The organism is Staphylococcus sp. GDX8P54P, from assembly GCF_017893165.1.
GTDB classification, from domain to species: Bacteria; Bacillota; Bacilli; order Staphylococcales; family Staphylococcaceae; genus Staphylococcus; species Staphylococcus borealis.
Genome location: NZ_JAESMM010000010.1, coordinates 1 through 18,413 on the forward strand (window position 1 = coordinate 1; position 18,413 = coordinate 18,413).

General features: G+C 34.2%; 18 protein-coding genes. 14 read left to right on the forward strand and 4 right to left on the reverse strand.

Going from position 1 to position 18,413, the window contains the following annotated elements:
- From KA909_RS13465 to gtfB, 8 genes are all read left to right on the forward strand, one after another.
- Positions 1 to 434 (forward strand): LPXTG cell wall anchor domain-containing protein (locus KA909_RS13465; protein ID WP_245339340.1); only part of this gene is annotated, 434 nt, incomplete at its 5' end.
- 188 nt (positions 435 to 622) lie between these two features.
- Entirely contained in the window at positions 623 to 1,822 is a 1,200-nt protein-coding gene (secY2, locus tag KA909_RS04180) for an accessory Sec system protein translocase subunit SecY2 (RefSeq protein WP_193838819.1), read from the forward strand.
- A gap of 9 nt (positions 1,823 to 1,831) precedes the next feature.
- Entirely contained in the window at positions 1,832 to 3,406 is a 1,575-nt protein-coding gene (gene asp1, locus KA909_RS04185; protein WP_193838820.1) for an accessory Sec system protein Asp1, read from the forward strand.
- Positions 3,396 to 4,958, forward strand: coding sequence for an accessory Sec system protein Asp2 (asp2, locus tag KA909_RS04190; RefSeq protein ID WP_193838821.1), 1,563 nt, complete (start codon positions 3,396 to 3,398; stop codon positions 4,956 to 4,958). Before asp1 ends, asp2 begins: the two co-directional genes overlap by 11 nt.
- Complete coding sequence (gene asp3, locus KA909_RS04195; RefSeq protein WP_193838822.1) at positions 4,942 to 5,484, forward strand: accessory Sec system protein Asp3; 543 nt, start codon at positions 4,942 to 4,944, stop codon at positions 5,482 to 5,484. Before asp2 ends, asp3 begins: the two co-directional genes overlap by 17 nt.
- Positions 5,477 to 7,867 carry an accessory Sec system translocase SecA2 gene (gene secA2, locus KA909_RS04200; RefSeq protein ID WP_210126026.1) on the forward strand — a complete coding sequence of 797 codons (2,391 nt, stop codon included), beginning with the start codon at positions 5,477 to 5,479 and terminating at the stop codon, positions 7,865 to 7,867. The genes asp3 and secA2 overlap by 8 nt, the downstream gene beginning before the upstream one ends.
- A 16-nt stretch (positions 7,868 to 7,883) precedes the next feature.
- Positions 7,884 to 9,392 carry an accessory Sec system glycosyltransferase GtfA gene (gtfA, locus tag KA909_RS04205; RefSeq protein ID WP_210129986.1) on the forward strand — a complete coding sequence of 503 codons (1,509 nt, stop codon included), beginning with the start codon at positions 7,884 to 7,886 and terminating at the stop codon, positions 9,390 to 9,392.
- Complete coding sequence (gene gtfB, locus KA909_RS04210) at positions 9,385 to 10,719, forward strand: accessory Sec system glycosylation chaperone GtfB (protein ID WP_193838825.1); 1,335 nt, start codon at positions 9,385 to 9,387, stop codon at positions 10,717 to 10,719. The genes gtfA and gtfB overlap by 8 nt, the downstream gene beginning before the upstream one ends.
- Before the next feature lie 180 nt (positions 10,720 to 10,899).
- On the opposite strand, the gene KA909_RS04215 is transcribed toward gtfB, so the two are convergent.
- Complete coding sequence (locus KA909_RS04215; RefSeq protein ID WP_193838826.1) at positions 10,900 to 11,091, reverse strand: hypothetical protein; 192 nt, start codon at positions 11,089 to 11,091, stop codon at positions 10,900 to 10,902.
- 222 nt (positions 11,092 to 11,313) lie between these two features.
- On the opposite strand from KA909_RS04215, the gene KA909_RS04220 reads away from it, so the two are divergent.
- From KA909_RS04220 to KA909_RS04235, 4 genes are all read left to right on the forward strand, one after another.
- On the forward strand, positions 11,314 to 12,297 hold the full coding sequence (locus KA909_RS04220; RefSeq protein ID WP_245339341.1) for a DUF4352 domain-containing protein: 984 nt from the start codon (positions 11,314 to 11,316) through the stop codon (positions 12,295 to 12,297).
- Positions 12,298 to 12,311: 14 nt separating this feature from the next.
- Positions 12,312 to 12,668, forward strand: coding sequence for a hypothetical protein (locus KA909_RS04225; protein ID WP_193838827.1), 357 nt, complete (start codon positions 12,312 to 12,314; stop codon positions 12,666 to 12,668).
- A gap of 77 nt (positions 12,669 to 12,745) precedes the next feature.
- Entirely contained in the window at positions 12,746 to 13,222 is a 477-nt protein-coding gene (locus KA909_RS04230) for a peptide-methionine (S)-S-oxide reductase (RefSeq protein ID WP_193838828.1), read from the forward strand.
- Positions 13,223 to 13,381: 159 nt separating this feature from the next.
- A complete protein-coding gene (locus KA909_RS04235; RefSeq protein ID WP_193838829.1) occupies positions 13,382 to 14,227 on the forward strand; it encodes an SDR family oxidoreductase in 846 nt (281 codons plus the stop codon).
- A gap of 63 nt (positions 14,228 to 14,290) precedes the next feature.
- On the opposite strand, the gene KA909_RS04240 is transcribed toward KA909_RS04235, so the two are convergent.
- Both KA909_RS04240 and KA909_RS04245 read right to left on the reverse strand, forming a co-directional pair.
- Positions 14,291 to 14,650, reverse strand: coding sequence for a DoxX family protein (locus KA909_RS04240; RefSeq protein ID WP_037538195.1), 360 nt, complete (start codon positions 14,648 to 14,650; stop codon positions 14,291 to 14,293).
- A gap of 17 nt (positions 14,651 to 14,667) precedes the next feature.
- Complete coding sequence (locus tag KA909_RS04245) at positions 14,668 to 15,720, reverse strand: LLM class flavin-dependent oxidoreductase (RefSeq protein ID WP_193838830.1); 1,053 nt, start codon at positions 15,718 to 15,720, stop codon at positions 14,668 to 14,670.
- A 235-nt stretch (positions 15,721 to 15,955) separates the two neighbouring features.
- On the opposite strand from KA909_RS04245, the gene KA909_RS04250 reads away from it, so the two are divergent.
- The gene (locus KA909_RS04250) at positions 15,956 to 17,134 is read left to right on the forward strand and encodes an MFS transporter (RefSeq protein ID WP_193839942.1); all 1,179 of its coding nucleotides are present in this window, start codon (positions 15,956 to 15,958) and stop codon (positions 17,132 to 17,134) included.
- Between the two features lie 185 nt (positions 17,135 to 17,319).
- Positions 17,320 to 17,493, forward strand: coding sequence for a hypothetical protein (locus tag KA909_RS04255; protein ID WP_193838831.1), 174 nt, complete (start codon positions 17,320 to 17,322; stop codon positions 17,491 to 17,493).
- A 44-nt stretch (positions 17,494 to 17,537) separates the two neighbouring features.
- Here KA909_RS04255 and KA909_RS04260 read toward each other — a convergent pair whose 3' ends face one another.
- Positions 17,538 to 18,107 (reverse strand): TetR/AcrR family transcriptional regulator, encoded by a 570-nt coding sequence (locus KA909_RS04260; protein ID WP_193838832.1) that lies wholly within the window; start codon positions 18,105 to 18,107, stop codon positions 17,538 to 17,540.
- Positions 18,108 to 18,413 lie beyond the last annotated feature (306 nt).

Consider the following 18,413-nt stretch of genomic DNA (forward strand, 5'->3'; position numbering starts at 1 on the left):
CATCAAGTGGCTCAACATCAGGAAGTTCAAGCACGAGCACATCGATAAGTCCAAGTACATCAGCAAGTGATTCAACATCAGGAAGTTCAAGCACATCAACAAGTACAAGTGCATCAACTAGTGGAACAACATCAGAAAGTACGAGCACATCAACAAATCCAAGTACATCACTAAGTCATTCAACATCAACATCAGAAAGTGAAACAAGCCGTACGTCGATGAGCACTTCGGAATCACAAAGTAACAATGACTCACAAATGCATAGCAACGCACAGCAACATGATGCTAAAGACGACTTGCCAGAAACAGGTGGTAAAGAATCTAATTCGACTGGATTATTATCATCAGTTGCAGCAATGTTAGCGGGGTTAGGATTAGTTAGAAATTCTCGTAAAAATAAGAAAGATAAAAAGAATAAAGGATCAGAACAATAAACTATTTCATTAGGGAGATAGATTTATAAAATAATCACTTGTCAATAAGGTGATTGTCTATCCTTAAAAAAAGAGGCTAAAGTATAATTATTGGTTGGAATAATGTATGTATAAACCAAACTAATTAATATCTTTAGCCTCTTTGATATAATGTAAAAAACTTTATTTTTAAAATTTTAGGTGGAATTATGATAAAAAATCGTGAATATAAGGTTTTATATAAGAGGATTGTATTTACCTGTTTTATATTGGTTGTCTACATTTTCGGGAGTCATATTTCAATCGTAGGTTCAAACGATGTATATGATAATAAAGACACATTTTTTAAATTAGCGGTTTCGAATGTGGGTGGAGATCTTCATACGTTAAATGTGTTCTCATTAGGTCTTGGTCCTTGGTTAACGTCGCTAGTTATCATTATGCTATTGAATTATCGAAATTTGGATCAAGCTACGAAACAAACACGTTCTGAAAAGCATTACAAGGAAAGAATTATAACGATAGTGTTTGCGATATTTCAAAGTTATTTTGTAATCAATACGTATATTCATAATAACTTTATTAAAGATTCAAATGTCATGTTACTTATGCTAGTTCTTGTTACAGGGACAATGTTATTAGTTTGGTTAGCTGATCAAAACATCACATATGGTATCTGTGGACCTATGCCTATTGTATTAACGAGTTTGATTAAGTCTTTATTTAATAATCAACATTTTTTTAAACTTAACGTAAGTGTCGTATTACTCATATTAGTCATTGTGACATTACTCGTCGCATTACTCGTTTTATTATTTATTGAGTTATCGGAATATCGACTTCCTTATAAAGACTTGATGAATAACACGACGCAGAAGACACCAACATATTTATCATGGAAATTGAATCCGGCTGGGAGTATTTCAATTATGATCAGTTTATCAGTTTATGTATTGCTTAATAACTTGATTCATTTAATAGCATCATTATTTGGTACTAATGCAAGTTTAGAATTTTTAAGTTTTGCTAGTCCAATAGGCATTACATTTTATATTGTGTTACAAATCGTACTAAGTTACTCGCTGTCACGTTTCTTAATTAATACTAAGAAAAAAGCGAATGAATTTCTAAAGAATGGAAATTATTTTGATGCTATACGTCCGGGTCGTGAGACAGAACAATATTTAAATAGTAAAGCAAGAAAGGTATGTTGGACTGGCGCCATATTAGTTGCTCTGATTTTAGCAGTGCCATTATATTCAACATTGTTAGTGCCTAATCTATCCACAGAAATTTACTTTTCAATGCAATTAATTATTTTAGTTTATATCAGTATTAATATTGGTGAGACGATTCGCACCTATTTATACTTTGATCGATACAAGCAAATCTTGAATAAATATTGGTAGGAGATAATTATGAAACAGTTTATACCTGCATGGTATGATTCGAACAATTGGTGGGATAGCGCTGTTGCGCCTTTTTTCATAAAAAGAAAAACGACAGAATTTGATGACATGGTAAGTTTAATGTCAATGCACCATAAAAATGATGAATCATTTAATACAATCATCTTAAATTATATTCCTATGTTGCGTCTGTTTTTACATCGTCATGAACTTTATGAAATAAATTACTGGTCTCTGTTTGATGACATACAAGGGGCGACGTCTCTCACACCTATAGCGATTGATTTTAGAACGTTATCTTGGCCTGAGGATACGGAATTTATCTATACACCTTATCAAGTGATAGCTATTACGGGTGATAATCAATTTTCCAAAATTATTTTTAGTCAAGAAGGCTATTTACTCTATATCGAAGCATATGAACAGAATAGGCTTAGTCGTAAATTTATATTTGATGACAGAGGGTTTGTGTCAGCTATTGAGACATACAATGAGGCGCAAGCACCTGTGAATAGATATTATTTAAATGTAGACGGTCAATGTATGATGGTTCAAAATTTTACGACGCAGAGGATAGAGATTCAATCAGAATTTGATGATCATTTTCAAAAGAAAGCGTATAAAAATATGGATGAACTTATCCATGAAAAATTACAGCAATATCATATGTCGACGTTAGCAGATGACGATAAAATAATTATTGCTGCAGATGAACGACATAATCATTTAATGATAGATACATTTAAACCAGAGAATATGTGTTTCTCGATATTTAAGCAGAGAAATAAAACGATCAATGTTGCATTATTAGAGACGATTGGTAAAGCGAATCACTGTATCGTGGATACGCAAGAGAATACGATATTGTTAGACCAATTTATAGCTCAAAATCCTAACTATTTACCTTTTGAAACAATGCGTGTGACACCCTTTGATGCACAAATATTACCTAATATGAGTAGCCAATTATATGAAACAAATATTGGTGTTTGGTTAGGTGAACTTAAGGATAACGACTTACGCTCAGTTATGGATCAACTGAGTCAATATATTAATCAACATGAGCAAACAATGCTACATGTATTAACGCGTTCAGTTGAAAGTGATATACCACAATGGTTCAAAGATGAGATTCACCAATTAAATAAAGTATTAAATACAGAGGCTGAGTCATTCTCGCCAGAGGTTCAAGATATATTACAAACGGAGTTAGTTGAAGACGAAGTGGAGAAGGTTAAGTTGATTTATGTGCCTTTCGAAGAAGATTTAATCAAAGAAATGTCGCGATTGAGAGTGATTGTAGATTTAAATCGAGAACCGGATTTATATTTACAAATTTCAAGTATTAGTGCGGGTGTACCTCAAATAAATATGCGAGAAACGGATTATGTTGATCATAAGTTAAATGGTTTAGTCATTGAAGAGATTCAACAATTGAGTACAGCTTTAGATTATTTCTTAGTCAATTTAAAGAATTGGAACTATTCATTTGCGCATTCTATAAAGCTGAGTAATGAATTTAGTTCAGAAAAGATTATTCAACGATTACATCGTTTGATTGAAGGTGAAATGCATGGCACGTAAATTTAGAATTTTACAAGTGGGTGGGCAAGATTTAGAACCATTATTTGATAATAAAAAAGGTGTTGAATGGGATTATCTAGATGATGCATTATTCACATTCGATAGTGGTTATATTGAGGCTGTGAAAAGTATCATAGAAACGTTTGGTAACTTTGATTTAGTATTTGTGCAAAGTGCATACTCATCCGAATTACTGGCATTATTGCAAATCGTCACAACACCTCATAATACGGTCATTGATGCACAAATGTGGTCTCCAAAATATGATGATGAGCCATTGATCCAACACAAATTTGTAAAGAAACTTAATTATCAAACTGAGGAAGAGCTACATCATAAATTGTTAGCTGTGACATTTCCTGGGCAATATGGTGATAGGATATCACCAATTAAAACGATGGTTAATCCAAATTTTCAAGGAACGTATGAATATGAAGGAAATAAATATCTCGTTCTAGAAGGAGACTTTGGTGACGCTTTTAAACCTTTAGTTACGTGGACGCAAAATTTAGTTAATGATAAGAACATCGTTAATGAAATTTGGCCGGAGTATGTGATTGAAGGGGACGTCGAAATTGAATATACCTTTAGACTAACGCCAATATGGTCCGCAAACTTTCCAGATGTGACCTTGCGTTATCTACAGCACGATTTAACGCAACCTATTCAAATGCCAATGTGGTCAGAACAAGCCAATATAAGTGTATCGCTTAAAGCGAAAGGTAAGGGTAAGTTACGTATTGGTGCGATTCATAAACGTTGGTCACGATTAGAAATGGGACAATTTATTATGGGTGGACAGCGTTTTGCTGATGAGAAGCGAGATGAGTTTATTCATTATTTCAATCCAGGTGATATGAAACCACCGCTCAATGTGTATTTTAGTGGTTATCGACCTGCTGAAGGATTTGAAGGTTATTTTATGATGAATAAGATGGATGCGCCATTTATTTTAATTGGAGATCCTCGACTTGAAGGTGGTTCATTTTACCTTGGATCCGAAACATTTGAACAAGGGATCATCGACGTAATACGCCATGCTTTAGACTTTCTAGGCTTTAAACATGATGAGCTCATACTATCAGGATTATCGATGGGCTCATTTGGTGCGCTGTACTATGCAGCTCAATTAGAACCAGCTGCAGTTGTAGTAGGGAAACCATTATTAAATATTGGAACGATAGCAGATAATATGAAATTGTTACGGCCTAATGAATTTGGAACAGCGAATGATGTTTTACTAGCGAATGAAAGAGATAACGCAATGCCAAACATTCAACGCTTGGATACACGATTTTGGGAAAAATTAAAAGCGAGTCATTTATCGCATACAATCTTTGCTATTGCATACATGCACAATGATGATTACGATGCCAAAGCCTTCCAAAATGTATCACAAGTATTGGAGAAACAAGGTGCACATATGATGAGCCGTGGTGTACCAGGACGACATAATGATGATTCACCTACCATTACTAGCTGGTTTGTCAATTTTTATAACATTATTCTAAAAGATCAATTCGGGAGAGATAGCAATGTCAGTATTAAATAGTTACACATTATTGTGGCGTCATATTAATACGGGAACGTTTATGTATGGTACGAAACTGCGCTTTCAAGATGAGGGGACGGATTTTAATAATCCATTAATGCCGTCAGGAACTGTGATACATGATTGGCGTATGTTAACCACATTTAGTGAACATAAGACTGTGCCCTCACTTCCTATTTTGAAAAAGGGATATCACTATAATGTATTGTTGAACTTTGATGCGCAGCCTCAAGGAAGTGCCTATATTAAGATGACATTTTATCGTAAAAATGATACTGAACATTCGTACTTAATTATTAAACATAGCGATACTACATTTCAATTTCCTGATGAAGCTTATGCTTATAAAATTGAATTAATTAATGCTGGTTTGTCGCATCTCTTTTTCAAAAATATTAAAATTCAAGAAATAGGTAAGGCGGATACTGTAGCGCATGAGAATGTAGATAGTGAAGTGAATTTAGACGTATTAAATCGGGTCATATTTGGCGTAAGAAGCGATATGAGAGGTGGTCAAAATGGCTAGTCGTGTAAGTAACGTGATTAATTCAATGCGTTTGCAACGGTTACAGAAGCAATTGACAGCAGTCAATCGATTAAGTGAACAAATGCGTCAATCTTCAGATGAAGCATTACAAGCTAAGACGGCTGAGTTTAAACAACGTTTGGCTAATAATGAAACGACTTTAAATAAATTGTTACCTGAAGCGTACGCAACGATTCGTGAAGCATCAAAACGTGTATTAGGCATGTATCCGAAAGATGTTCAAGTGATGGGTGCGATTGTTATGCATCAAGGCAACATTGCAGAAATGCAAACTGGAGAAGGTAAGACGTTAACAGCAACTATGCCACTCTATTTAAACGCGCTCACTGGTAAAAGTGCGTTTCTAATTACCACAAATGATTATTTAGCTAATCGTGACTTTCAAGAAATGAGACCGTTGTATGAATGGTTAGGTTTAACAGCGTCGCTTGGATTTGTTGATAGTCCCGACTATGACTATGCCGATAATGAAAAGCAAGCATTATATCATCATGATATTATTTATACTACGAATGGCCGTTTAGGATTTGATTATTTATTTGATAATCTAGCAGATCATATTAACGCTAAATATTTACCTGAATTAAACTTTGCGATTATTGATGAAGTAGATTCTATTATATTGGATGCTGCACAAACACCGCTAGTCATTTCTGGTGCGCCACGTGTCCAATCAAATTTATTTCACATTGTAAAAATGTTTGTAGAAACGTTAGTCGAGGATAAGCACTTCAAAGTAAAATTAAACAAAAAAGAAGTATGGCTTACAGATGAAGGTATTGATGTAGCGAATCATTATTTTAAAGTGAATAATATCTATCTACCACAACATTTTGATTTAGTACGTATCATCAATTTATCATTACGTGCAAAATATCTATTTAAAGATAATTTGGATTACTTTATATACAATGGTGAAGTTGTACTGATTGACCGTATTACAGGACGAATGTTGCCAGGTACGAAACTACAATCTGGTCTACATCAAGCTATTGAAGCGAAAGAATCTGTAGATTTATCACAAGATTTAAGTGTCATGGCGACAATTACGTTCCAAAATTTGTTTAAGTTATTTCATCAATTTTCAGGAATGACGGGAACGGGCAAGTTAGGTGAAAAGGAATTCTTCGATTTGTATTCTAAATTAGTGGTAGAAATTCCAACTAACAATCCGATTATACGTAATGATAAAGAAGATCGTGTTTATGCGAAATCCGAAGATAAGAATAAGGCAATACTTGAAAATGTAGTCAATATTCATGCTACTAAACAGCCGGTACTCTTAATTACAAGAACTGCAGAAGCGGCTGAATATTTCTCAGCACAATTGTTTAAACAAAATATTCCTAATAATCTATTGATTGCACAAAATGTTGCCAAAGAGGCACAAATGATTGCTGAGGCAGGACAACTTGGTGCTGTTACAGTATCAACGAGTATGGCAGGACGAGGTACAGATATTAAACTTGGTGACGGCGTACATGAACTCGGCGGTTTAGCTGTGATTATCAATGAACATATGGAGAATAGTAGAGTTGATAGACAATTACGTGGACGCTCAGGTCGCCAAGGTGATCCAGGCGTTTCACAGATATATGTGTCATTAGATGACTATATTGTTAAACGATGGAGTAAGTCGAAGTTAGCTGAAAATGAGAAACTAAGAAATATTGATTCAGTGAAATTACAAAATAGTCCCTTTTTCAGAAATAAAGTGAGGGGCATTGTTTCGAAAGCACAGCGTGTATCTGAAGAAACTGCAATGATGGCACGTGAGATGGCGAATGAATTTGAAAAAAGTATTGGTATTCAACGTGATCGTGTGTATGAAGAACGCAATCGTATCCTTGAAACATCTGACTTTAGTGCATTTGACTATGATACATTAGCGCGTGATGTCTTTGACTATGATTTGAGAACAAGGGGAATCTATACAGAAGATGACATTGTGCGTTATATATATGAGCAATTGAGTTTTAGTTTCCATGACACATCAATTAGCCAACATATACAAACCCGTGACCAAACCATCGATTATTTAATACAACAATTCAACAAGCAACTAAAATATAATATGGAAATTGCAGATAATGATTATTTTAAATTACGTTTTCAACAAAAAGCGATATTAAAAGCAATCGATGCTGAATGGATCAGTCAAGTTGATCAATTGCAACAACTTAAAGCGAGTGTCAATAACCGACAAAATGGTCAACGTAATGCGATTTTCGAGTATCATAAAGTAGCGCTAGAAACCTATGACATGATGCTGATTAATATTAAACGAGGAATCATTCGTAATTTATGCTTAAGTATTTTAACGTTTGATAAAGCGCAAGATTTAGTAGTACATTTCCCTTAAAATGAGGTGTTCATAAGTGACAATATATAATATCAATTTTGGCATTGGATGGGCGAGCAGTGGTGTAGAATATGCCCAAGCTTATCGTGCTAAATTATTAAGAGCGGTCAATCAACCAGCTAAATTTATTTTTCTGGACTTTATTTCCGCAGAAAATATTCAAACGTTAACAGCCAATATCGGGTTTAAAGATGATGAAGTGATATGGTTGTATCAATATTTTAGTGATATTCCCATTGCACCAACAACGTATACTATTGATGATTTGATTAACGATTTAGGTAATCCTGTCACTGCCCAAACCATCACGGGTAAAACGATTCGTTTATACATTGGAAATGATAATTCATATGTGAGTTGTTATTTAAAAAATGAAAATGACACAATTGTCGATCGTGCAGAATTTGTCATTAACGGTATGTTAGTGCGAAAGGATTACTATAGCTATGTACGTACATTCTCAGAGTATTATGCACCATATGAAAATCGTGCCAAGTTATATAAGAGACAGTTTTATAATGAAGATGGTTCTATTGCTTATAAGGAACATATTGACGGAGAATCCAGTGTGTATGTATTTGATGATGCACGTTTATACAGTAAACAAGCGTTTGTAGCTTATTTCATGGAGAAATTAAACTTAAACGCGAATGATGTTGTCATTATCGATCGTTCAACTGAAGTGGGGCAAGCGATTTTGGAACATAAAGGACAAAGTAAAGTCGGCATCGTTGTGCATGCAGAACATTATAGTGACAATGCTACAGATGACCGTTATATTTTGTGGAATAATTATTATGAATATGTCTTTACGCAAGCACCTTATATTGATTTTTACATTACAGCAACAGACCTACAAAACCGGATTCTAACAGAACAATTCGAAACCTATACCGCACATCAACCTCGTGTTCGTACCATACCTGTTGGTAGCTTACATCAATTGAGTTATCCAAAGACGGAGAGAAAGCCATATTCAATGCTTACAGCTTCAAGATTAGCGAGTGAAAAGCATGTAGATTGGATAGCGCTAGCGGTCATTAAAGCTAAAAAAGAGGTACCACAGTTAACATTTGATATATATGGTCATGGGAACGAAAGAACGAAGATTGAAGACATTATTACGGAACATCAAGCGCAAGATTATATTCAGTTAAAAGGGCATGTGAAATTAGATGATATCTATGCCAACTATGATTTGTTTATGTCGGCATCAACAAGTGAAGGCTTTGGCTTAACGCTAATGGAAGCGGTAGGTTCAGGACTTGGAATGATAGGTTTTGATGTGAATTATGGCAATCCAACCTTTATTAAGCATGGTGAAAATGGCTACCTCATTCCTATCGATAGGGATAACCAAGATATCGAGGTTATTACTGATTATATGGCTGAGAAAATCGTGCAGTATTTTAATGATGGACCTAAGCAACCACATGACACGTCATATACTATAGCAGAATCATTTAAAACCGAGTATATTACGCAAAAATGGCAAAATCTAATCGATGAGGTGCTATATGATTAATTTATTTGAAAAATATGATGAAGCATCACAAAAACTTCAACAATCACTTCAACTAGCAGGCTTTCAGCATCAAACTATTGTGATGGACGATGATGGTTTTTTACCTGATGGCTTTATATCACCTTATCAATTTTTTGCAAATTACGAACATAAGAATAGTGATAAAGCAGCCTTTTTCAATGAAGTTCAAGTACCACCATTATGGGAAATTAAAGGTAATCATGATCAAGCTGAAATTATAGATAACGGTCATGTTCGAGGTCGTATCTTTTATCGTGAACACTTTAAAAATAGAATCGTAAACTTTGTAGAATGGTTTGATACAAATGGTCAACTGCGGTCGGTTGATTTTTACAATAAAGATGGCTTTAAATATGCGGAAACGATATATGATTTAAATAAAACGGCAATCTTGAAAACGTATGTGGATCGACAAGGCAATGAGGTATTATACGAGAACTTTGTCACTAATGATATCGTCTTAGATTGGCAAGGTCAGTCGCATTTCTTTGCGACGAAGCAGGACTTTATCAGCTTCTTCTTAGAACAATTAGATGTTGATACATCAGACGTCTTTATTAATTCATTAGCGACACCTTTCTTTGTATTATACCAATCGAATCATATTGCAAATGCAGTGTTATTTTGGCAAGAACAGAGTTATGGAGATGTCCCGGGAAATATGAACTTATTGCTAGATAATGGGCGCTTTCATGCAAGTGTAATTATCCCAGATCGTGTAGAGTTTGAAAATATTACATCCAATATTGCATCACATTATCGTCCATTGATTTGTCAAGCGGGTTATGTGTATGATTATCAGAAATCCAATCAATATACGAAACAAATACTCAATTTAACAAATTCTGATGATATTCCAAATTTGGAAAAGATCATACAGCAATGTAAAGATTATCAATTTCATATAGGTGCGATTACTGAAATGTCCGCTAAGTTAATGGACTTAGGCAAATATGATAACGTTAAACTCTATCCAACCATTACTCAAGAAAAGATTCATCACTTATTCGCAACTTGCGATGTTTATTTAGATATCAATAAGGGTGGCGAAATTGTAAATGCCATTGAGCGTGCAATGCTTAATAATCAATTGATTATAGCTTATGATGAAACCGCACATCGCCGTGCATTTATTTCAGAAAAGAATATCACTCAGCAAAGTGAGCCACAACAGTTAATTGAAATATTGAACGAAGTCGCACAAGATAAAAAACAATTCAAACAACGTATTGTTGCGCAACAAGAGAAGAACAATAGCATTGATCAACGTGCATTTAAAACGATAGTTAATGATGCGATACAATAATTTTAAGAGAGAACTTTAAAGTTTCATACTTGTTGAAAAGCAAGCGGGGAGTGGGACAACGAATTCAAAAGAATTCTGTCCCACTCCCTTCCTATTTCTCTAGTAATCATATCCAGACACTTAATTTTAGGAATTGAGGAGGGAGTTTAACGAATCATTTCATATAAACCACCTTTATGTTTAATTGATTAATATAAATGTTGGGATATAGAATACCACGTATAATAAAAAGAATAATATAGGTAATTTAAAACTAGGAGAATAATCTTTGTCTCTTAACCATGAAAGTATTTGATAAATTCCTGTAAGAAATGCTACTGCTAAACTCCCCATTGAAATGAGTAATAATATTGAAGCTATGATATTAGTCATTTGTCTGCACTCCTTTATCCAATTTGTAATATCAGTCTAAAAAGTAATTCTGAAAAAGTTATGAATAAACATCTATTTTGGTTTGCAAAATTTTGTAACGCACTAATCGACTAAATTAATTAAATTAAATATAAAAAATATATTGCTTTTTAAGTTTTAAAATATAAAATAATATATGTAAATAGTATTCTTTTAATTTACAAAAAAGATGAGGAGGCTAATATGAAAAGATTATTTTTTATAAGTATTATATTTTTAATTTTTTTAGGAGGATGTTCTTTCAGCGACAACAAGGATGAGGCTGAGGGTGAAGAATCAAATAGCAAGGCAAAAGCTACGGACAAAATGAAGAAATTTAAAATAGGACAAGTTGTGGATGCTGATGGTGTAGATATCAAAGTTGTTAAAGCGGAATTTATTGATCATTACACTGACTACAATGCGCCTGAAAATGGCAAAGCCTTGAGATTATACATAAAATTTAGAAATAATAATGATGATCAAGTTTTAATGGATAATACAGATTTTAGTATGAAAGTGAATAATGAGAATTATGAAGAATGGTATGGAAGCGAAGACATGCATGAAGGGTTCAGCCATCAATTGAATCATAATAACACGGCTTCAGGCTACATTACCTATGATGTACCCGATAGTGATCAATACACGTTAGAGTTAGATACAGTACCTAACCTCAATAAAATAAGAGGCCAATGGATTATCAATAAATCAGAAATTAAAAATTCAAATGGCAGCAAAGATACTTCGGCTGACTCAACTACTGATGTTGAAGATGAGTCAGACTCAACCACTAATAATAAAACTAAAGATACAGATCAAGCTGATGTTGGTGTGACGTATCCAGCATATATGTATAATGCCTTAGTAGATGAATATAATTCACTTACTGACGGGGAAAAGATGAACCATGTCTCTAAAGATGTATTAGAAATTGAATATGATCAATTAGAGGCACGTGTAGAAGCATTATATGAAAAAGAAAATGCAAAAGCACAAAAGGAATATGAAAAAGCAATGCAAGCATATGAAGATCAATTGGCACAAGAAGAATATGAACAGCAACAAGCTGAAGAAGCTGCCAATGAAGCATCAGAGTCTGATGACAATTCAAGTGGACCTGGTTCTGATGAGCCACCAGTAGACAGTCATTCAGAAGATGCAACTTCTGAAGATGATGCAGCATAAAGAAGGAGACAACAATGGCGTATATAGACATGAATAAACCTAAACCAACGAATCGAACTGCTGAAAAAACATTAGGTATTTTAGGTAGTGCACTTGGTATTATCGGTGGTCTAACTGGAATGGTAATCGTAACTATAGGTTGGATACTAGGAACTCAAAATTCATTTAAAATGACTGTAATAGCACTTAGCGCGTTATTATTATGTATCTTTACTTTAATATTAAGCTGTCTAATTGAACGAGATAGAATAGCTATAGGAATTATTTTAATCGTTGGTGGCTTACTAGACATATTTTTAATGGAATTTATGGGTTATTTATCAGGCATTTTAATTATTGTTGCAGGAATCATTGCGTTAGTTAGAAAATAATTTGATGGAATAGAAGGAAACGATAACAAAGTGCCTTCTATTTTTTTATAATTAAGATTAGAAATGAGGTGCTAGAGATGGAAACAATTTATATTGCAGGTGGATGTTTGTGGGGTGTCCAAGCATTTATTAAAACATTGCCGGGTGTCTTAACGACCGAAGCGGGACGTGCAAATGGGACCTCCTCGCAACGGAGTGATACATATGACGGTTATGCAGAATGTGTTAAAACGACGTTTGACCCTATGGTATTAACAATTACTGATTTAATGAATTACCTTTTCGAAATTATAGATCCGTATAGTATTAATAAACAAGGTGTAGATGAAGGGCCAAAATATCGTACAGGGATATATAGTGAGAAGGCGGAACATCTTGAAGAAGCACGAAGCTTCATTTCTAGTCGACCCGATAAGGCGCGTATTGCTGTAGAGGTATTACCCTTAAATAACTATGTTCCAAGTGCGGATGAACATCAGGACCGACTCGATAAACATCCAGAGGATATCTCATATTGTCATATTAGTCGTGAGATGTTGCAAAAATATCTTTAACTACGATCAAGTTTGCTCAAAATATTAAATTCTATAACGTCCTTCAATATTTTTTCAGAAAAGATTATGCATAACAAAGCTTATTTAGGCAATATCATAACTATAGGAAGTATAATAAAATAAGAATTATTTAAATATAAAGAGAAAGAAGCGATAAATATGACTATTTTACTCACTGGGGCAACAGGCCATCTTGGTTCACATATAACGGAACATGCTATTAAAGAACAGTTATCTGATTTCAATATTGGTATACGAAATCCAGATAAAATGCCAGCGCATTGGAAAGATAAAGTTAATGTTCGAGAGTTAGATTATTTTAATAAAGAAAGTATGGTTGAGGCATTTAAAGGTATTGATACAGTTGTATTTATTCCAAGTATCATTCATCCATCATTTAAACGACTTCCAGAAGTCGAGAATTTAGTTAGTGCAGCTCAAGAAGCCAACGTTTCACACATCATGTTTATTGGTTATTATGCAGATCAACATAATAATCCATTTCATATGAGCCCATACTTTGGCTATGCGGAACGTTTGCTAGCCTCAAGTGGCTTAAATTATACGTATGTCAGAATGGCGATGTATATGGATCCGTTGAAACCTTATTTGCCAGAACTTGCAAAAATGCATAAATTAATTTATCCAGTAGGAGAAGGGCGTATTAATTATATTTCAAGAGACGATATTGCCAGAGGAATTGTCGCGTTATTACAACAACCGGATAAGTTTGGACAGAGATATTTACTATCAGGTTATAGCTATTCTATGACAGAGTTAGCAGCAATACTTTCTGAAGCATCAGGTACTAAGATTGAGTACGATCCTGTTTCTTTTGACACTTTTGCAGAAATGTACGATGAACCGAAAGGATTTGGCGCATTGCTAGCGTCAATGTACGATGCGGGTGCAAGAGGTTTACTCGACCAACATTCAGATGACTTTGAACAACTTGTTCATGATAAACCACAAACTTTCCCAGAATTTTTGAAAAGTGATCAATAAAGAAAGTAGGACGTGTGATAGCATTAATCACACGTCCTACTTTCATATTATAGTTAAATTGTATTATTTGTTATCGCAATCGAAAGTATCAGCGAAACTTAAAGCAGCTAAGCCTAATAAGTCTAAAGCGTGTTGAGCGCCTTCTTTACCATGGCCAGCTTCAAAGTGTTTGTAAGCAGCAACGCCTAATACACCGAAAGTAGCGATTGAACCTAAACGTGATAAGTTTTTGTTTAAGAAACTTGCAGCATAAAAAGCAGCAGCAGCAGCTTCTACAGTACCAGCTAATTTAACTGAACTTTCTGGTAAACCAAATACATTTTGGAATGTGTCTTTCATTTCTTGGTCACCTTTTAATTTAGGTTTTGAAGCAGTGTATAATTCTTTAGCAAGTTTTAAGTTTGCAGCATAACGTAAAATCATAATTTAAAATCTCCTTTTTATTTGTTTTCAAAGTATTTATCAACAATAGGTTTAACGCGTTCGCCAAATAGACGGATTGATTTCATTACATTCGCATGAGGCATTGAGCCTACAGGTGTATGAATCATGAAACGGTTAAGACCTAAGGTTTCCACAGTATCAATAATCTTTTGGGCAACTGTTTCAGGACTACCCAGGTAGATTGCGCCGTGACTTCCAATTTCTCGTTCTAACATATTCTCATCAAAGCTAGGCCAACCACGTTCGCGACCTAAAATGTCATGATGTGCTTTCAAAGAAGGGAAGAATTCTTTCTTAGCTTCTTCATCAGTTTCAGCGATGTAGCCCCATGAGTGCACCGATACAGATAATTCATCTGGATTATGACCGTATGATTCTGCAACGGATTTATAAATCTCAATATTACGTGTAAATCGTCTAGGATTACCACCAATAATCGCATACGTAATCGGCAATCCAAAGGCACCTGCTCTTAATGAGGATTCAGGTGTGCCACCAGTTGCAATGGAAATAGGTAATTTACCATGCTCGACACGAGGATATATACCTGTTGGGTCGAAACTTGGACGTAACTTACCTTCCCAACTTACGACTTCATGTTCGTTAATCTGTAATAACAGTTGCAATTTCTCATTAAATAAATCTTCGTAGTCATTTAAATTATAACCGAATAATGGAAAAGATTCGATGAATGACCCTCGACCAATCATAATTTCAGCACGCCCATTAGATACAGCATCTAATGTCGCATAGCGTTGATACACACGTACTGGGTCATCTGATGATAACACAGTTACTGCTGAAGATAATTTAATATGCTTCGTACGCGATGCTGCAGCAGCAAGCACAGTGACTGGATCTGATACAGCATAATCAGGACGATGATGTTCGCCTAATCCATATATATCTAAACCTAATTGATCTGCTAATTCAATTTCTTCTACAATATCGCGAATTCTTTGCGCATTTGACACGGCGGGTTGTGTACCATCAGGCATCACCATATCACCATTGTCTGCAAATGAAGTCAAACCTAATTCTATTTTCAACACGTCACCTCCATTGGTATAAAATTTATACTAGAATTGTAGCCCTTATTTTAGGAATAGTCAATAGAAATGTTTCGAATTAGAGATTTTTTTGAAAAGGGTGATGTATAAATTTATTAAATGCATGAACTTTAAAAGTATTTCGTCAATTTTAAGTGGTCTTTTGAAAAGTAGTCGAAAGTGTCATAATAGAAATGTTGTAGAAAACATTGAAGAAGGGAGAAGCAAAATGTCTATCCAAAAACCAATGAATTATAACAAAATAACAACCATATTTTTTATTGCTGGAATTATCGTTATGAGTAGTTTATATACTGCTATCCCATTAACAGCAGAATTTGCGAAAGACTTTAAAATTCCACAATCCATTGCAACGTTAAACGGTGTTGCATTTTCCATTACATATTCAGTGAGTTGTTTGTTTTATGGTACTATTTCAGAAAAATATGGACGTATTCGTACTATATTATTTGGTATTAGTGGGTTAGTGCTTATTTGCTTAGTTATAGGATTTGTACATTCTTTCACGATACTTGTTATTTTAAGAGCCATACAAGGCATATTTGCCGCTACCTTTTCACCCATATCTATCACATATGTCACAGAAACCTACGCGCCGGTTAAACGTATGACTGCGATCAGCTTTATTAGTACAAGTTTTATGCTATCCGGGATTATTGGTCAAAACTTAAGTGAAATTATCGTTGGCTTTTCAAATTGGCACATGGTTTATTTCACATTAACGGTGCTTTATATTATCCTAGCTTTCGTTATTCTTAAACAAATTCCTGAAAGCCCAGTGAAAAATCCAAACATTCAGTTACTTAAATTCTTTAATAATTTTAGTGATTTTAAGACAAATAAAGCAGTGCTACTATGTTATGGTGTGTCACTAACACTATTAACGATGTTTATTAGTATGTATACAGTGTTTAATAATTACGTCACGTCCGATACGATTGGTGGAAATGAAACGACTGCGATTAACGCTAAATTGTTCGGTATTATAGGTATGCTACTGTCACTTGTAGCGGGGCGTATTAGCGACCGTATTGGCGTTAAAAATCTCATCTTAGGTGCACTGATTGTGAGCACAGGTTCGCTTATCTTGATGTCTATGACAACGAATATCGTATTACTCATATTTTGGAGTGTGCTATTTGTAAGTGGCATTGCCTTCGCAATCCCATCAACGATTTCTAAAGTAGGGTTAACCGTGAATGGTAACCAAGGCTTCTTTTTATCAGTTAATACATTTATTTTATTTTTAGGTACAGCGATTGCACCAGTATTAAGTATTGTGTTAAATGCGATTTCAAGCTTTACAATCCAGTTTAATATCATTGCCGTCATTGGCATTATAGCTATCATAATTGCTTTATGCCTGCCACGTAGGAAGAATGAAGTAAGATAACACTGAGTAACCTCTCACTTCATTTCAATTTCAAACGAAATAAGTTCGATGTTGTTTATTCGTCTTATCGGCACAGCATAATTAGTAGGTAATCAATTTGTGAAAAAACAAAACTTTCAATCGTAGACGTAAAATTGTAATTAAATTGAGTGGAACAGGGGATAACGTAATAAGAGGTGATTTTAGTGGATAGATTAATGTTGATTTCAAATGCACTAAATCTTGTTTTGATGATAATACTTATTGTATTCAATATGGTTAATATAGGTGTTTGGCCAATGGTCATACTAGCACTATTAATCATTGCTAATAGTATCTTCATGGTTTATAAAACAACAGGAGATAGAAAACGGAAGTAATCAATTAAAAAGCAATCTCACGCCTGGTTTGTGTGAGATTGCTTTTATTTGTTATGGCTATTTAGAGATGTTTCAAGCACGTTGTTTAATGTTTCAAACACTTCTTCAACATTGTAATTGTAGTCATTTTCGACCCAACGGCGTAGTACTTCTATTACGCCACTACTATAAAAATCGGCTACAATTTCAGGATGTTTACTTTCTCTAATCTTCTTAGCTAATGGATCATCTTGACGTTTGGAGTTATTAAGCATCATATCGCGACTTACATTGGTTAAGCTTCTAAATACATCAGCTTGACGCGATGATACTAATAAATGCTTGAAAATCTTTTTATTATTGCCAATAAAGTATATAAAATCTTCAAACGACTCTGGTGTTGTAATATTGGCTGACGTGTCACCTTTAGCTATAATTTGTTGAGTAATGAAATCAGGTAGGGTGTAGAGTAAATCGTATTTATCTTGAAAGTATCTGTAGAACGTACTACGGTTAATCTCTGCAATATCGCAAATTTTTTGAACAGTGATTTCATCAAAATGATAATCATGTAAAAGTACAAACACAGTTTCATGTATATGTTTAATCATACGTTTTTGATTTGCTGACGGCATTATCTGATGCTCCTATATCTTTAATCTTGTCAGATAGCCTGACGTAATAAGAGTAATTTATCACAATGACTTTTATATTTCCAAAAATAACCATTATGTAATGGGATTACATATGTGGATAGTGCAATTGAATATGAATCAAAAATAAAAAGTAAAATATGTGCGCAACACGTTTATAGTTATGAAAGGTTAATGTATACAAAAAATGAGAGCAAAATAGAAATCAATTGTGATAGAGATTTCCATTTTACTCCCGTTTTAAATCATGCTATATCAAGCAAGCATGCCCCTTATTTAATTTCTCCC

What these genes read in the sequence shown, in the direction of transcription:
- asp2 (WP_193838821.1), top strand. Translation starts at nt 3,396, where the DNA reads ATGGCACGTAAATTTAGAATTTTACAAGTGGGTGGGCAAGATTTAGAA.
- KA909_RS04240 (WP_037538195.1), bottom strand. Translation starts at nt 14,650, where the DNA reads ATGATTTTACGTTATGCTGCAAACTTAAAACTTGCTAAAGAATTATAC.
- KA909_RS04260 (WP_193838832.1), bottom strand. Translation starts at nt 18,107, where the DNA reads ATGCCGTCAGCAAATCAAAAACGTATGATTAAACATATACATGAAACT.
- KA909_RS04225 (WP_193838827.1), top strand. Translation starts at nt 12,312, where the DNA reads ATGGCGTATATAGACATGAATAAACCTAAACCAACGAATCGAACTGCT.
- secA2 (WP_210126026.1), top strand. Translation starts at nt 5,477, where the DNA reads ATGGCTAGTCGTGTAAGTAACGTGATTAATTCAATGCGTTTGCAACGG.
- KA909_RS04230 (WP_193838828.1), top strand. Translation starts at nt 12,746, where the DNA reads ATGGAAACAATTTATATTGCAGGTGGATGTTTGTGGGGTGTCCAAGCA.
- asp1 (WP_193838820.1), top strand. Translation starts at nt 1,832, where the DNA reads ATGAAACAGTTTATACCTGCATGGTATGATTCGAACAATTGGTGGGAT.
- secY2 (WP_193838819.1), top strand. Translation starts at nt 623, where the DNA reads ATGATAAAAAATCGTGAATATAAGGTTTTATATAAGAGGATTGTATTT.
- KA909_RS04235 (WP_193838829.1), top strand. Translation starts at nt 13,382, where the DNA reads ATGACTATTTTACTCACTGGGGCAACAGGCCATCTTGGTTCACATATA.
- KA909_RS04220 (WP_245339341.1), top strand. Translation starts at nt 11,314, where the DNA reads ATGAAAAGATTATTTTTTATAAGTATTATATTTTTAATTTTTTTAGGA.
- asp3 (WP_193838822.1), top strand. Translation starts at nt 4,942, where the DNA reads ATGTCAGTATTAAATAGTTACACATTATTGTGGCGTCATATTAATACG.
- KA909_RS04215 (WP_193838826.1), bottom strand. Translation starts at nt 11,091, where the DNA reads ATGACTAATATCATAGCTTCAATATTATTACTCATTTCAATGGGGAGT.
- gtfB (WP_193838825.1), top strand. Translation starts at nt 9,385, where the DNA reads ATGATTAATTTATTTGAAAAATATGATGAAGCATCACAAAAACTTCAA.